This is a genomic window from Lacticaseibacillus suihuaensis (assembly GCF_054785075.1).
The window spans coordinates 136,712-152,119 of sequence record NZ_BAAGBJ010000002.1 but is presented as its reverse complement, the minus strand read 5'-3'; the positions used below and the strand labels follow the sequence as shown (position 1 = coordinate 152,119).

The 15,408-nt window shown below is 59.3% G+C and carries 14 protein-coding genes; 6 read left to right on the top strand and 8 right to left on the bottom strand.

Annotated elements, in window-relative coordinates; genetic code table 11:
- The first annotated feature begins 130 nt into the window (after positions 1-130).
- Both ACYVRZ_RS03165 and ACYVRZ_RS03160 read left to right on the top strand, forming a co-directional pair.
- Positions 131-355, top strand: a complete 225-nt coding sequence (locus tag ACYVRZ_RS03165) for a hypothetical protein (RefSeq protein ID WP_262315891.1) — start codon at positions 131-133, stop codon at positions 353-355.
- A complete protein-coding gene (locus ACYVRZ_RS03160; protein ID WP_461224736.1) occupies positions 356-568 on the top strand; it encodes a hypothetical protein in 213 nt (70 codons plus the stop codon).
- Between the two features lie 103 nt (positions 569-671).
- On the opposite strand, the gene ACYVRZ_RS03155 is transcribed toward ACYVRZ_RS03160, so the two are convergent.
- The 5 genes from ACYVRZ_RS03155 to ACYVRZ_RS03135 all read right to left on the bottom strand — a co-directional run bounded on the left by ACYVRZ_RS03155 (position 672) and on the right by ACYVRZ_RS03135 (position 6,965).
- Entirely contained in the window at positions 672-1,709 is a 1,038-nt protein-coding gene (locus tag ACYVRZ_RS03155; RefSeq protein WP_461224734.1) for a hypothetical protein, read from the bottom strand.
- Positions 1,693-2,229, bottom strand: a complete 537-nt coding sequence (locus tag ACYVRZ_RS03150; RefSeq protein ID WP_461224732.1) for an RNA polymerase sigma factor — start codon at positions 2,227-2,229, stop codon at positions 1,693-1,695. The genes ACYVRZ_RS03155 and ACYVRZ_RS03150 overlap by 17 nt, the downstream gene beginning before the upstream one ends.
- 139 nt (positions 2,230-2,368) lie before the next feature.
- Positions 2,369-3,496 carry a baeRF6 domain-containing protein gene (locus ACYVRZ_RS03145; RefSeq protein ID WP_461224730.1) on the bottom strand — a complete coding sequence of 376 codons (1,128 nt, stop codon included), beginning with the start codon at positions 3,494-3,496 and terminating at the stop codon, positions 2,369-2,371.
- Between the two features lie 653 nt (positions 3,497-4,149).
- Complete coding sequence (locus ACYVRZ_RS03140) at positions 4,150-4,419, bottom strand: hypothetical protein (RefSeq protein WP_461224729.1); 270 nt, start codon at positions 4,417-4,419, stop codon at positions 4,150-4,152.
- 170 nt (positions 4,420-4,589) lie between these two features.
- Positions 4,590-6,965, bottom strand: a complete 2,376-nt coding sequence (locus ACYVRZ_RS03135) for a phosphoketolase family protein (RefSeq protein ID WP_461224727.1) — start codon at positions 6,963-6,965, stop codon at positions 4,590-4,592.
- A gap of 537 nt (positions 6,966-7,502) precedes the next feature.
- On the opposite strand from ACYVRZ_RS03135, the gene ACYVRZ_RS03130 reads away from it, so the two are divergent.
- The 3 genes from ACYVRZ_RS03130 to ACYVRZ_RS03120 all read left to right on the top strand — a co-directional run bounded on the left by ACYVRZ_RS03130 (position 7,503) and on the right by ACYVRZ_RS03120 (position 11,311).
- Complete coding sequence (locus tag ACYVRZ_RS03130) at positions 7,503-7,664, top strand: hypothetical protein (RefSeq protein WP_262315904.1); 162 nt, start codon at positions 7,503-7,505, stop codon at positions 7,662-7,664.
- A gap of 257 nt (positions 7,665-7,921) precedes the next feature.
- Positions 7,922-8,479 (top strand): TetR/AcrR family transcriptional regulator, encoded by a 558-nt coding sequence (locus tag ACYVRZ_RS03125; RefSeq protein WP_461224725.1) that lies wholly within the window; start codon positions 7,922-7,924, stop codon positions 8,477-8,479.
- A 15-nt stretch (positions 8,480-8,494) separates the two neighbouring features.
- Complete coding sequence (locus ACYVRZ_RS03120) at positions 8,495-11,311, top strand: YhgE/Pip family protein (RefSeq protein ID WP_461224723.1); 2,817 nt, start codon at positions 8,495-8,497, stop codon at positions 11,309-11,311.
- Positions 11,312-11,770: 459 nt separating this feature from the next.
- Here the strand turns inward: ACYVRZ_RS03120 and ACYVRZ_RS03115 are convergent, their stop codons facing one another.
- Positions 11,771-12,622, bottom strand: coding sequence for a hypothetical protein (locus ACYVRZ_RS03115; protein ID WP_461224722.1), 852 nt, complete (start codon positions 12,620-12,622; stop codon positions 11,771-11,773).
- A gap of 138 nt (positions 12,623-12,760) precedes the next feature.
- Positions 12,761-12,907 (bottom strand): hypothetical protein, encoded by a 147-nt coding sequence (locus ACYVRZ_RS03110; RefSeq protein ID WP_461224720.1) that lies wholly within the window; start codon positions 12,905-12,907, stop codon positions 12,761-12,763.
- A gap of 98 nt (positions 12,908-13,005) precedes the next feature.
- Here ACYVRZ_RS03110 and ACYVRZ_RS03105 point away from each other — a divergent pair, with 98 nt between their 5' ends.
- Positions 13,006-13,875, top strand: coding sequence for a helix-turn-helix domain-containing protein (locus ACYVRZ_RS03105; RefSeq protein ID WP_461224718.1), 870 nt, complete (start codon positions 13,006-13,008; stop codon positions 13,873-13,875).
- A 70-nt stretch (positions 13,876-13,945) separates the two neighbouring features.
- Here ACYVRZ_RS03105 and ACYVRZ_RS03100 read toward each other — a convergent pair whose 3' ends face one another.
- Positions 13,946-15,277, bottom strand: coding sequence for a replication-associated recombination protein A (locus ACYVRZ_RS03100; protein ID WP_461224716.1), 1,332 nt, complete (start codon positions 15,275-15,277; stop codon positions 13,946-13,948).
- Positions 15,278-15,408: the final 131 nt, after the last annotated feature.

The following is a 15,408-nucleotide window of genomic DNA, read 5'->3' as shown; positions in this document are numbered from 1 at the left end:
GTTGGCGTTGTGCCGCCTGTTCGTTTCTTGGGGACAACCCCGGGCTTTGCGGCGACCTGCTGGTTGCGCTTACCCGGACCAAAGGCTTATCATGTAGTTGTACCCACCAATAATCAAAGGAGCCAATCTCATGATTTTTATTAACGCACCGATTTCCGCCGACAAGATGATCGAAACCCTCAACGCTTACAACGAAAACGGCGTCACGTTCAAGTTCGTCAAGAAGTCCGGCATGAAGCTGCTGTTCGAAACCAACATGGAAGACCTCGATGCCGCCGCCAAGCTGGCAAAGGCAACGATCAAGGCGCAACGCTGGGCGTCTGTTCTCTACTTCCAAGTTGGCGTCGAGAAGTAAGTGAAAAAGAGCTACGGCTCCGCCGGGTTGCTGTTCCTGGCTATCGGGTTTTACCTGATTATGTACTCGCCAGCGGGCCCTGGGGTCAGCAATCCGCGTCCCGTTCCCTTGACCATCGGCGTCGCGTTCGCGCTGCTCGGCTTTTGGCTGATCACGCGTCGCAGCAAGAAGCACAAGGCCGCGTCTTCGGAATCGGATAAGCAGACACATTAAAGAATCGGCCTCGTCGCATTGCGGCGGGGCCGATTTTGCCAGCGTCGGGACCGGCCAGCGTCGCGGCATCAAAAAAGCCGCCGCGAGGGGCGGCGGCTCGGGGTTACGCGTTGCCGAGGAGGGTTTGGATGCACATCCAGATCAGGTAGATGGTCACCGGCACGATCAAAACGGTCATGCAGCCGATCATCGCCCGGGCCTGGAGGGTGGTGTTGCTGGCGATGTTTTCGAAGCCGTTGTTGCGGGTCACGTGCTCGGTGACTTCGATGTCTTGCATCCCCGGGATGGTCAGGAGGTTGCGCTTGAACTGCTCACCGTTGAGCTTCGTCAAGCTCTCGGTGAACACGTTGCCGTCGCTGGTCTGAAAATCCAGCACGTACCACATGCGGTTCTCGCGCTGCCAGGTCTTCTGGGCGTTGACCAGGCCCCCGTCGGCCGAGCCGGTCGCCTGGGCGATGCTGTCGACCAAACCGCGCCGGCGCGGCTTGGCCGCGGCCGCCGCTTGGTCAGTGGCATCGGTCGCTTCGGCATCGGGGCCCGGGTTGGACTCGTCTTCAGCCGCCCCTAGTTCGACCGCCGCGGCGCCGGCCACCGGTGCCTGCGCGGACTTATCATCCGCCGCAGTTCCCGCCGCGGTGTTTTTGCCCGCAGTCCCTGGCATCTTGAGCTGCGTATTCACCGGTTTTTGGGTCAGGTAGTTCATCGACCGCTCCGCCAGCTGGAGCTTCTTGATGTGGTCGTAGGGGTACGAGAAGTAGGCGTCGTCGCGGTCCAGGAACTCGATGACGGTGAAAAACAGGATGCGGGTGGTGGTGAACACCATCAGGCGGTTACCACGCAGGCTGTCTTGCGCCTTCAGGTACTGCTTGGTGTCTTCGGTCTTGGGCGCGTACATACCCATCACGCCGTCGGTTGCCATCGCGGAGTTCTCCTCGTTGGTCATCGGCATCATGTTGACGATGCGCTCGCCGGGCGCAAGCATGGCCGTGACCTTGGCCAGCACCTGCTGCATTGTGATGTACAAGGACGCCTTCCGCGCGTTGTAGCGCTGCTGCAGGTAGTCGCTCAGGCCGACCGGGCGCGTCTTGATCCCGTTCATGCCGTTGACGACCTCGACGAATGGATTACTCAAGATAGGCATTCAGGCCACCTCCTTGGCGCAGTTTCTTGCGCCCTCGCGACAGGTGCTGATACACGGTACTGCGGCGCATGTGCAGGGCCCGGGCGATCTGCGCCGGGGTCTGGTCCTGGTTGAAAAAACGTTCGAACACCGCCCGTTCGTCGTCGCTCAACGCGGAAAATAACGCGGTCGTGTCCAGCGGCGCCGCTGGTTCTGGGGCCGGCTCGACCAGGTTCACCGTGTCGATGTCCAGAAACTGGAAGCTGGCGGCCAGCCCCCGCTGGTAGTCGCGCGTTTGGTTCTGGGCGATCGCCCCCAGCCAATTCTTGAAGCTGCCCTTGGCCGGGTCGAACTGCGCGATTTTGGTCCAGACCTTGTAGTACGTGCGATTCTCGATGTCGTTGGTGTAGCCGCGTTCGTAGGCGCTGGTCATGTTGTGCCAGACCACCTGCCGGACGAACGCGCCGTATGTCTCGATCAGGGCCAGCATCGCCTGGTCGTCGTGCAGCCTCAGCGCCGCCACCAATGCCTCATCGTCCATGTCCTCACCTCATTTCCTCTCCTCACCCTATAATACGGCGGCACCACCCGATTTCTGACAGCGGTCGCATAATTATTTTGCTAGACGCCAAAAAGGCCGCCGACGAATCGGCGACCTCTCGCACATCCAGCGGTCACGCTTAGTACCGCAGCACCGCGCAGACCGGCTCGGCCAACAGCTCGGCCGGCAGCACCCGCACCTGGCCGCCACGGGCCAGCGCGTAGTCGGCCAGGTCGTTGAGCAGGTTATTATGCACCGCCCGAGGCGACTCGCGGTCGAGGGTGAAGTCCGGGTTCAACAGCGCGTTGATCCGGGCCCCTTGCTGGATCACCAGCGTCGCCACGGCGCCGTCGGCCACGGAAGCGGCGATGGTCGCCAGATCATCCGAGAACCGGGCGCTGCCCCGGGCGTAGTCGATTTCCGCCAGCGTTTTTTGGTGGTCGCGCAGGCTGTGATCCAGCCGCAGCGCGTCGACTTGGACGTCGAGCTCCTGCAAGCTGAGGTCGTAGGCGTTGAGCTCCAGCTGCATCGAGCCGCTCAGGTGCGGGTTCTTGCTGATTTGGCGGAAAACGGCGAGGTTTTGCCGAAGCCCCGCCGGAATCAGCCGCCGGCCAAACGGCTTGGAGTAGTGATCGGCGATGTAGGCATCGACGGCCTGGTAGTAGCGGCGGCGGTCAACCTCCGCCACGGCGGCCTTTTCGTTGTGGCCGTGGTAGCCGACGTGGCCGGCGCCGCGCGACACGCTGTTGAGGCCGCCGCCGCGCAGCTCGGTGCCAAGCGCGGCCTCAAGCGTCACCGGCGCGTCTTCAGGCAGCGCCACCTGCGTCAGGTGGTCGCCGTCGTTGCGGTACAGCGCGATGCGGTCGGTCGCAAGCGTCAGCAGGTCAAAGTCAAACTGGCGCTGCACGTCCAAGATCAGCGGCAGCACCTGCGGCAGCGCGGTCACCATCGCGGTTTCCTGAACCGGGTAGGCCAGGGTGCGGGTGTACCGGGCCCCGCTTGCGACGATCACGCACAGGCCGGCGCCGTCAAGCCGGGCGAGCTGGGCGGCATCCAGCAGGTCGCCGCCCAGCTGCGAGCCAAAATCGGCCCAGTCGCTGGTCGGCCAGGTCTCGGCCATCACCGCCTGGGCGTGGTCGGTCAGGTGGCGCATTTTCAGCCGCAGCTTGTCACCATCGTGGGTGGTCAGCGGCAGGTACAGGGTCACGAACGGGCCGTCCGAGGCGGCTAGGAATTGTTGCAGTGTCAGTTCGGTTTGCGTCAGCATTGCGGTCTCTCCCTTCGTTCTGGGCAACGGGTCACAACCTCAGAATATCAGAATGGTAATATCTGACACAAAGAATTAGCTCACACCGCTCGCGGCCGCAAAAAAAACCGCCGCAACGATTGGTTGCGGCGGCCGCGCCGAAGCCACCGGACTCACACTGTCCGGTGGCCTTGGCCTGATTCGGTTAGGATTCTGTCTTCGTCTTACCAGCTTCGTGGTGCGGGTGGTACACCAGTCGTCCCTGTGACCGCACGGCTACCCCACGCGGTGGGTGGCGGTCGCAGGACTGCAACGGCTGGGTGGAAGTCCTTCCCCCTGGTTTCTCCTAGGATCAGGAGTTGCACTAAAGCTCTCGAGTTTAAAGTCGTGTGGCAATACACTGCGACTTGGCATGGGTATGGTACTGGAGGCGCTTGCGCTCCGGACCGTTCCCGCGCGGTGGCTACTACGGCGACCGTGGCTTTGAGTCGTCGCCCCGCGCTAAAATAATCATCTGCTGGTAGCTTAACACCAGACCAATTTCCCGTCAACTCATTTGACTCGCCACTGTCAAAGCGGTGTCAGGCCGCAGTGTTGGCGCCTTTGCCAGCGGCTTCGGGCGGTCGCCCTGCTCGGCCCAACCAATGCGTGGTAGCCCCGGCGGCCGCACCGCCCTATTTTTGGTTCGCCGGCTCGAGCCTGTACAGGCCGTACGTCCAGGCCTTGCTGGTGGCGGGGTGCCGGTAGCGAACCACGACGCACCGGGCGTGGCCGGGATTGGGGAACGAGACGTTGCGATAGCTGATCCGGCTGGCCTGCGAGGGCCGCGTCATAACGGTGAAGGCCGCAGGCGCCTGGGACCGCGCCTGCACCCCCAAGACCAGCGCGACGCCGAGCAACACGCCGGCCAGCACCCCGAGGCCGAACTTGAACCATTTTTTCATTAATCTTCCTCCTCCAAAAACGTGGCGTATTCAGAATTCGGAATAAGCCTAGCGCTTCCGGCAAAAAAATCAAGCGCTTTCATTCCGCAATCGTGGCCCCGCCGCCACACGAAAAGGCCGAGCGCGTCTTGCGACGTACCCGGCCTTTTCGTGTCCGGAGCAGAGCGGTGTTACTTGATGTCGGTCCACGTCCAGTCGAGGACTTCTTGGATGTCCTCGCCGTGTTCGCGGATGTAATCGTGGTGGTACTGCAGGGTGTCGTCCATCTTCTGGATGAAGGCACCGGCCTTTTCGGCGTAACCCGGGACATGCGCGATGATGTCCTTGGCCAGGTGGAAGCGGTCGAGCTCGTTAAGCACCCGCATGTCGAACGGCGTGGTGATCGCGCCTTCCTCGCGGTAACCGTGAACGAAGACGTTGCGGTTGTGACGGTCGAAGAAGATGTCGCGGATCAGGTCCTCGAAGCCGTGGAACTGGAAGAAGACCGGCTTGTCGGTGGTGAAGTAGCGATCGAATTCTTCGTCGGTCAACCCGCGGGGGTCGCGCTCAGGCGAGCGCAAACGTAAGAGGTCGACCACGTTGATGAAGCGGAACTTCAGGTCTGGGAAGTTGGCATGGAGCAGGTCGATGGCGGCCAGGCTCTCCATGTTCGGCTCGGTACCGGCCGCGGCGATGATGACGTCCGGTTCAACGCCGTCGTCGTTGGACGCCCAGTCGATGCGCTTGAGGCCGTTGTTGGCCAGGAACTGCGCCTCTTCGATGGAGTAGAACTGCGGCCGCGGCTGCTTGGAGGTGATCAGCAGGTTGATCGTGTTTTGGCTCTCGAAGACCTTAGGCGACACAGCCAAAAGCGAGTTGGCGTCGGCCGGCAGGTACTCGCGGATGAACTCACCCTTTTTCTCGGCCAGGTGGGTCAAAATGCCCGGATCCTGGTGGGTGTAGCCGTTGTGATCCTGCTGGAAGGACGTGGAGGTCGACACCACGTTCAGGGACGGGTACGGCTTGTGCCAAGGCTGCTCGGAGGCCTCACGCATCCACTTGAAGTGCTGGGTGAGCATGGAGTCCACGACGCGCAGGAACGCCTCGTAGGAGGTGAAAAGCCCGTGGCGACCGGTCAGCGTGTAGCCTTCGTTGAAGCCTTCCGCCTGGTGTTCGGACAGCTGCGAGTCGATGATGCGGCCGCTTGGGGCCATCTTCTCGTCGCAACCCTTCTGGTCGATCGGCTCTAACCACTGGCGGTCGGTGGCCTCAAACAGGCCGTACAGCCGGTTGCTCATGGTTTCATCAGGGCCGAAGACGCGGAAGTTGTCCGGGTTCAGCTTGATCAGGTCGCGCAGGTAGTCGGACCAGATGATCATGTCCTGCTTCACGTTTTGGCCGCGCTTGGTGTTGTCCAGCGCGTAGTCCTTGAAGTCCGGCAGCACCAGCGGCTTGGTGTTGTAGCCCATGTTGGTGATCGGGTTGGCCGCCATGCGGTGCGTGCCTTTGGGCGTCAGCGCCTTCAACTCCGGCTTCAAAACGCCGTTGTCGTCGAAGAGTTCCTCCGGCTTGTAGGATTTGAGCCAGCCTTCCAAGGAGTCGGCGTGGGTCATATCGTCGCGCTTGACCGGAATCGGAATCTGGTGGGCACGGAAGGAGCCTTCGATCGGCTCGCCGTCCCAAGTCTTCGGGCCGGTCCAGCCCTTTGGGGTGCGGACGATCAGCACCGGCCAGTGCGGCATCGTGGTGTCGCCGGTTTCACGGGCGTGCTTTTGGATCGCCTTGATTTTCTCAATCACGGTGTCCATGGTCTCGGCCATGATCGGGTTGAGCTTATCGGCGTCGTCACCTTCGACGAAGTACGGATCCCAGCCCATGCCCTCGAAGTACTTGCGCAGGTCGTCGTCGGACTTGCGGGACAGGATGGTCGGGTTGGAAATCTTGAAGCCGTTCATGTGAACGATCGGCAGCACCGCGCCATCGGTGATCGGGTTGATGAAGGTGTTAGAGAACCAGCTGGTGGCCAGCGGCCCGGTTTCGGTCTCGCCGTCGCCGGTGACCGCCGCGACGATCACATCCGGGTTGTCGAGGATCGCGCCGGTGGCGTGGCTCAGGGCGTAACCCAGCTCGCCGCCTTCGTGAATCGAACCTGGAATCTGCGCGTTGGCGTGGCTCGCCGCACCACCTGGGAAGGAGAAGCGCTTGAAGAGAATCTTCATGCCCTTCTCGTCTTGGGTGATGTTCGGGTAGGTCTCCGTGTAGGTGCCGTCCAGGTAAGCGTTGGAGATCATGACCTGGCCGCCGTGACCGGGACCTTCAATGTAGAACATGTTCAGGTTGTACTTGTTGATGACCCGGTTGAGGTGCGTGTAGATGTAGTTTTGGCCGGCAATCGTACCCCAGTGGCCGATCGGGTAGAACTTCACGTCATCGGATTCCAGTGGCCGGCGCAAAAGCGGGTTGTCGGCGAGGTAAAGCTGACCCACGGACACGTAATTGACCGCACGCCAGTAAGCCGTCATCTTGTCGAAGTAGTCCTTGGAAGAATAATCAACTGCTGTCGTCATGAACGACACCATCCTTTTCTAAGTTGTTGACCCCAGTATACCACGAAAAACGGAAAAATCACTTAGTTTCGCTTAATATTGCTTAAAAAGCAGAGAGAGTGGAACGCGGCGGGTTTAGCGGACCGCATAGCCGAGCGCTAGCGTTGAGGCGGGCTTGGCCTCGGCGCTAGCGCGACGCTATGCGCGTCCGCGTTGCCGCGTGGAACTCGTTTAGAGGGCGGAACCGAGCGGACTTAGCCGACCGGAGCTACCTAGCACTGACGCTTGGAGCCCGGGCTTGGCTCCAGGCGTCAGTGCGTAGCAGACCGCGCCCGCGTTGCGCTTCGGAACTCGTTTAGAGGGTGGACCCGAGCGGGAAGCGGCCTTGACATCCCCTTCTCCTATTGTAAGCCCTCGCCGCGTCAGCCGCCTTTTTCCGGCTCGTCTCAGTTGAATTGAAAAACCATTCACAAACTTGAATGGAAGGTGATATAATGAAAGCGGAATCAAGCGGTCGCACCGCTCGGCCGCCATCGCGCGTCTAAAGGAGTGAGTCTTATGTCAATGAACACCTTTGATTGGATCGTTTTGGGCGTGGCCGCCTTCGCCTTTGCCGCCTTGCTCGCCGTGCATGCCGTCGTCGCCGCGGTCATCACCGCCTTACTCATGATCGGCGTCGTGGTCTTAGACACGCACCCGGACCTGCACTTCCGGCTGTAGCCGCACCAACTAGACACTGACAAACACGCGTTGGCCCCCACTCGGTGGCGCCAACGCGTGTTTTGCTGTCGCGGCAACACTAATTCGCTCACCCGCCGCCTCACCACTCGCCTCACCCCCGGTCGCCTCACCGCGCCGGGGGTTTTTGCGCGTTTTTGGGCACAATCTACATTTTGTAGGTTGTGAGCTTCAATGAATCCCTTTATATTTACATCTTGTAATATTTATTGGGTGAAATCAATTGAGGAGGGACAACCATGGGGGGACACCGCAGGCTTGACCACGCGCAGGTGCTGGCGGAAGCGCAGGCGCTGGTGCGTGAGGACGGCTTCCAGACGCTGAGTTTTCAGCACCTGGCCAAGCGGCTGGGCATTCGTTCGCAGTCGCTGTACAACTACTACGACAACGTGGAGGCCGTGATCGAGGACCTCGGCACGACCTTCATGGCCGACCTTTACACGCAGCTTTTGGAGGCGGCGACCGGCCTGTCCGGTCGCGCGGCCCTGGCCGCCTACACCGCCACGGCGCATCAGTTCTTCGACCAAAACGGCGCGTTGGTGCAGCTTTTCTACTACGTGCATCGCTACCCGCAAGACAGCCCGTTCGTGGCCGCAACGGCCAAGGTGCTGGACCTCTTGCGGCGGCTGATCACGCACACCAAGCTGCGCCACATGTCCCCGCAGGCCTTCGAGCAGGCGCTGATTGCCAGCGTCCTAGGCTTTTCCGTGCTGGAAATCATGGGCTTCATGCCCCACGGTCAAAACGGAAATTACGCCCAGCTGGTCAGCCTTTACCTCAATGAAGTCATCGCATAAGGAGGCACAACGATATTGATAAAAGATGAATTCGGGTTCATCAAGCGCAACAAGCTGATCCTGCTGTCCGTGACGGTCATCATGATCATCCCGTTCCTGTACAGCATCTTCTTCCTGAAGTCCGTCTGGGACCCGTACGGCGACACCCAGGACTTGCCCGTCGCCGTGGTCAACAACGACCGCGCCGTCACCTACAACGGCACCAAGCTGAACGTCGGCGAGCAGACGGTCAAGAAGCTGCGCAAGAACAAGCAGCTGGGCTGGCACTTCGTCAGCGCCAAGCAGGCCGCCAAGGGATTACGGAATAACAAGTACTACACCGTCGTCACCATTCCTTCGAACTTCTCGAAGAACGCGGCGACCGTGCTGGACGCCAACCCCAAGAAGATGCGTCTGACCTACCAGACCAACGACTCGCTGAACTACCTCAGCTCGGTGATCTCGGGCATCGGCGTCGACAAGCTCGACAAGGAGATTCGCGCCAACGTCACCAACGCCTACGCCAGCGCCGTTTTCGACCAGATCAAAACGGTTGGCTCAGGCATGCACAAGGCGGCCAAGGGGGCGACGCAGCTCTCCGACGGCCTCGCCACGCTGGATGACGGCGTCTCCCAGTACGTCGTCGGCGTCTCCAAGGTCAACGACGGCGTCCAGACCCTGAGCGTCAAGGTTAAGCCGCTGAGCAGCGGCGTCAACCAGCTGGCCACCGGGGCCAAAACCCTGAACGCGGGGCTCGACCAGTACGTCACCGGCGCCGACACCCTGGCCGCCGGGATCAACACCCTGGCCGGCAAGGTCGGGCCACTGGCCGCCGGCACCCAAAAGCTCGCCAGCGGTGCCAACACGCTGGCCGGCGGCACCAAGCAGCTCAACGCCAAGGTTGGCCCACTGGCAACCGGCACCAAGAAGCTCGCCGATGGCGCCAAGACCCTGAACACCGGCATCGGCGACTACACCGATGGCGTCTCCCAGGTCGCTAAAGGCGTCTCCGCCATGAAGACGCAGACGGCCGCACTTGACGCCGCCAGCCTCAAGAAGCTGGCCGATGGCAGCGCCACGCTCAACAGCAGCACCGGCGAGTACGTCGCCGGTGTCACCACGCTGTCCGACAACCTGACCAAGCTCAACGCGGCGGCGCAGACGTTGCCGAGCAACATGAAGACGCTGCAGGGCAACATCGACAAGATGGCCGCCGGCGTCACCAAGATCAAGGCGGAGGTCACCGCCACCAGCGCCCTGGCCAAGACCAAGGCGACCAAGGTCGTGATCGACTACGCGACCGCCAAGGCTCAGCTGACCGCGGCCGGCGTGGCCAAGGACTCGACCGCCGCCCAGTCGCTGGACAAAATGTACGCGGACTTCATGGATTTTGCCACCACGCAGCAAAAAGCGACCGGTACCGCCGCCGATACGGCCGACACCGCGACCTTGATGGGCGGCCTGACCCAGCTTGAGGAAGGCGCCAAGGCGCTGTCAGCCGCGCTGGACACGCAGCTGACCTCAACCGGCGACATCACCAAGCTCGCGTCAAGCCTCACCCAGCTGCAAGCCGGGGCGAAGGTTTTGGCCACCAAGGGCACGGCCTTGACCCAGGGCTCTGCCACGCTGAACGCCAGCGTGGCGCAGCTGACCGCCGGGCTGCCGGCGCTGCTTGACGGCATCGACCAGCTCGACCAAGGCGTCGGGCTCGTCACCGCCAACAGCCTCAAGCTGAAGCTCGGCGCGGCCACCCTGACCGGCGGCCTCAACACCATGAACGGCCAGATCCCGGCCCTGACATCCGGTGTCTCCCAGCTCAACGGCGGGGCCCAGCAACTCGCAGGCGGCCTCAACACCATGAACGGCCAGATCCCGGCCCTGACGTCCGGCATCTCCCAGCTCAACAACGGCGGCCAACAGCTTGCGGCCAACGGCGGCAAGCTGACCGCCGGTTCCAAGCAGCTGGCAAGCGGCCTCGGTCAGATGCAGGCACAGTTGCCGCAGCTGACCGAAGGCGTCACGCAGCTGGCTTCGGGCACCAAGCAGCTTGACGACAAGTCAAAGGACCTGACTTCCGGCACCGGCAAGCTCGGCGACGGGGCCAAGACCCTGTCGACCAGCCTCGGCGCTGGCGCCAAGCAGGTCAACGGCATTAAGTTGAGCGACAAGACGGCCAAAATGTTCGCGGCCCCGACCAAGCTGCACCACGGCTACTACAGCAAGGTCGATAACTACGGCCACGCCCTGGCGCCTTACGTGCTTTCCCTGGCGCTTTACGTCGGCGCGTTGGTCTTCAACTTCGCCTACCCAATCCGCAAGGTTTCCAAGAAGGACGGCACGGCGACGCAGTGGTTCGCCTCCAAGATCGTGCTCGGTGGCTTGGTCGCCACCGGCATGGCCCTGGTCGAGGCCACGCTGATCATCGCGGCCGGCCTGACCGTCGACCACGTCGGTCTCTTCTACCTTTTTGCCGAGCTCTTCGCCCTCGCGTCCATGTACCTAGTCATGTTCTTGTCGATGTGGCTGGACAACCCGGGCCGCTTCGTCGCGATGGTACTCTTGATGCTGCAGCTGGGCGGTGCCGGCGGGACGTTCCCGCTTGAGATCACCAACCACTTCTACAACGTCATCCACCCGTTCCTGCCGATGAGCTACTCGATCATGGGCTTCCGTCAGGCCATCACCTCGGGCATCGCCTCCGGTACGGTCGCCCAGGCGGTCGTCGTCTTGATCGGCGTCGCCCTCGGTTCCCTGGCCCTCCTCTGGCTGGTCATGCAACACCTGCAAAAGAAGCACCTGATGGGCGTTTCCCAGCTGGACGACAACCAGAAGCTGCAGGAAGTGGAAAAGTAACCCAGAGCCGAGTACGGTGGGGTTAGCGGGAAATATTTCATTCAACACTACGCAAATAGGCAGATACAATGCGGCTTACGCTGCATTGTATCTGCCTATTTTTGCGTGACCGTAACGTGTCTCCCCCGAATTTTGTCATCCCGCCAGTGGCATGCAAACACTAACCTACACCGCACGAGTTCTCAGAGGCATCAGTCCAAGCTAGGCTAGCGATTTCGATTAGATCGGCGCTCCTGACGAACAACAAACATAATAAGACAGACAAGTCCAATCACTACCGCGGCGAAAATGACCAAAAACACGATAACAGGTAACATGAAAGCGATAAAACCGCCGAGCGTCTGAATGTTCAACCAAAGATCTCGCATGACAAAGCTCCCTTTCCTCAGGACTTCATAAAGTGGAGCTAAAGTAATCTGCCCTGCTAGCAAGAGATTCTCGCCGCAGGCTACGTCCAATCTAGAAGGTATTTAGTAGAGAATGTGACAGAATATTCATTCCTTCATCGACGGTTACGCTGCTACTATGCTTCGAGGTCATCTTGACGTAACTCACCAAGTAGAAGGTTGTTGAATAACCGACAGAAGTTGAAGCACTAGCAACAACTGCTGATACGCCGAGATTAATTGATATCGAAGATTTTAACATGCACACGCCGTTGATGTCATATCCAACCTTTTCAGCACGTTTATCCTCTGCCTCTTTATATTCTACTCCTTCAGAGAAACAACCCACGTAGTCAGTCACAATATAAAAATTTGCTGAGGTGAGCGTTAAACCTGTCGTACCAACTCGATAATGCGTGTAAAAATCAAAGGCAATAATACCAGGGAGCTTAACATATGCATCGTAACGTCTTGCTCCAAAGGCCTTCGTTACACCATTCTTTTTGGCGAAAAAACCGCTTCGCTCTTCTGGAATCACACGTCCCGTCTCATCAGTAGCATGATCACTTGATGTGACCTGCACCTCAACGCCATTCGTAGCAGTTATTTCCTGTGTATCATCTGGTAAAATCTGCGACTGTGTTGTTTCTAAAGCTGAGAACGCCGAACCAATCACCTGTGTTAGAATAAGTCGTGGCGTTGCGTCCGCCAAGGCCTTGAAGGCGTCATCTTGATTCTCCTTAGGAAGTGTAAGAATCCGGTTTTGCGCGGAAACATAATCTTGAACCGATAAAATGTGGTACTCAACAACAGAGGATGATGCAACCGTGTCCTCTACCTCCGTCGCAGAGACAGACTGCCGATTAGACAGACTAAAACAAAGTAGCCCCCCAAAAAATAGCGTAAGCAAAAGCTTTTTTCTCATAACGAAACCCTCCTCGACAATGCTTCAGCAAAGCAGCGTAACAGACTGACTGTCGATAGTGTCACTTGTCATCTCTCATCCCGAGACACGACTAGCAGTCCAGCATATGCCACTCGCTTCTCCGACTTAAACATTCCATCACTGCGTTACCTCTGACCAAAGAACTGTCCGGTGACTGACCGCAAAACTGTCACCGCCATCTGTCTCGTCGGAGATGATAATGATACCAGCAACTGAAAAAATCATAATCATCGCACACAAGATTTTCCACCAAGGTTTTCTCATTTTGCGCCTCCTTTCGCTCACATCTTATCCTGTTAAATTCGCCATTCCAATCAGTATCATCTTGTTGTCCCATTATCGGGAAAAGTGAGGCTATCCTAATGAATTCAACGGTCAATCAGCTCGGTGAACTCCTTTTTGCCATGCGTTCACGGCGCGGTCTGACACTCGCGGCAGTTGGCGTCGGCAGTAGTAAAAGCGCGGTATCTCGCTTCGAAAACGGTAGCGGAGTTCCCTCCGTCGTTAACGCAATTCAGATGTTTCATAATGCCCATGGGTCATTGACCGAGGCATTGAGCCTATGTGACGAGCCAAATCGTTCTTCTCGGACCTGGCGGTTGCTGGCAAGTGTCGCCGCCTCAGAAGATGGCAAACAGCTCGATTCCGAAGTTGCCTTTTACGAAGCAAGTTCTGACTATGTTAACAATCTGATTGGTCATTTGTTGCGTGGTTATCAATTCTTCTACAAAAAGCAAAGCGAATTGGCGGCCGCTGAGATTGAACCGGTAGCAGCCTATCTCCTTAAGAATGAGCGTTGGTTTCGACTTGAGTTCGTCTTGTTCGGCAACATCGTCTATCTTGTCTCCAACGAACAGCTGACACCATTATTGGCACGAAGTATCCTTGAATTCACTACTTCTGGTCAATCAAAAACACTGGTTACAACTCTCTCAAACGATTTTTTCAACGCGAGTGTACGAGCTGTTGAAAAGCATAATGCTCAGTTAGGAAAATATCTGCTCGATTGCTTACCCCGGCTTGATAATCAGAACAACAGTCTCCTGCTTAAATACCGTACTCGCCTCGTTGATCTCGCTCTTCACTACGAATTCGATTCGGCCAACCGCGAAACAACACTGGCCAGCCTGCATGTTCTGATTTCTTTTCTGCGTGAGATTGATGCAACCGCGCTGTTGGCCTCAGATGTCGAGTGGCTCCAGCAGATGGGTGTTCCAGTCGCCGCCTTGTAACGAAAACGGGACGTCCTTCAGCTCAAGGCTGAGGGACGTCCCGTTCATGTTCATGGGCGACATCGGTGATTTAGTCGTCGAGACCGCCGTCGTGTTCCCGGTGCCACGCCTGAATCTGCGCCAGCCGCTGAGCGACCTTGGCCTCGCTGCCTTGCGTGGTCGGGTGGTAGTAGTGGTGGCCGACCAGGTTGTCCGGCATCGTCTGCATCGTCGTCAGCTTGTCTTTGGTGTCGTGAGCGTATTCGTAACCCTTGCCATAGCCGACTTCGTCCATCAAGTCGGTGACGGCGTTGCGAATCTGCAGCGGTACCGGCTCCGCGAGCGTTTCCGTCGCGTCCTTTTTGGCCGCCGAGTAGGCCGTATACAGGGCGTTGCTCTTCGGCGCCAGGCTCAGGTACACCACCGCGTGGGTCAGGTGAACGGTGCATTCCGGCATCCCGATGAACTGACAGGCCTGAAAAACGCTGGTGCAGATTTCCAGGGCCCGGGAGTCGGCCATGCCGATGTCCTCGGAGGCGAACCGCACCAGCCGCCGCGCAACGTACAGCGGGTCCTCGCCGGCCTCGAGCATCCGCGCCAGCCAGTAAACCGCCGCGTCGACGTCGGAGTTGCGCATCGACTTGTGCAAGGCCGAGATCAGGTTGTAATGCTCCTCGCCGTTCTTGTCGTAGAGCAGCGCCTTTTTGGACAGCAGCTGGCCGACCGCCTGCTTCGTGACGTGAATCACCTCACCAGGCTTGCCGCCGGCGTCGGTCACCGCCATCTCCAGCGTGTTCAGCGCGATCCGCGCATCCCCGTTGGCAAAAGCGGCGATGCGCTGCAACAGGTCCGGTTCAATCTCAACTTTTTCCAGGCCGTAGCCGCGCGGATCGCGTAAGGCGCGTCGCAACAGCCCCACCAGATCGGCGGTGGTCAGCGGCTTCATCACGAACACCCGGGTGCGAGACAGCAGCGCCGCGTTGACCTCGAACGACGGATTCTCGGTGGTCGCGCCGATCAGCGTGATCGAGCCGCGTTCGACATAGGGCAAAAAGGCGTCCTGTTGGGCCTTGTTGAAGCGGTGGATTTCGTCGACGAAGACGATGGTTTTTTGCCCCAGCTTGCGGTTGGTCTCGGCCTCTTCCATCACCTTCTTAATCTCCTTGATGCCGCTGGTGACGGCGGAAAAGTTCACAAAGGCCGCCTTGGTCTGCCGCGCGATGATCTGCGCCAGCGTGGTTTTCCCCACACCCGGCGGCCCCCAGAAAATCATCGAGGGGATCTCGTCTTGCGTGATCAGCTTGGTCAAAACGGCGTCGGGCCCGACCAGCTGGGCCTGCCCGGCGAACTCGGCCAGGCTTTGCGGCCGCATGCGGCTGGCCAGCGGTTGCAGCGCCTGGCCGGCGGATTCGAATAAGTCCATGAAGGTGCCTTCTTTCACAATGCGTGGGAACTGGAACGGCTGTGCAATATCTAGTGTAACGTTGCGCCATCGTGCCAGCGGAATGTCCCGGTCTCGCCCAGTTGAGACAACGCTAAGTCGCTGGCCTACTG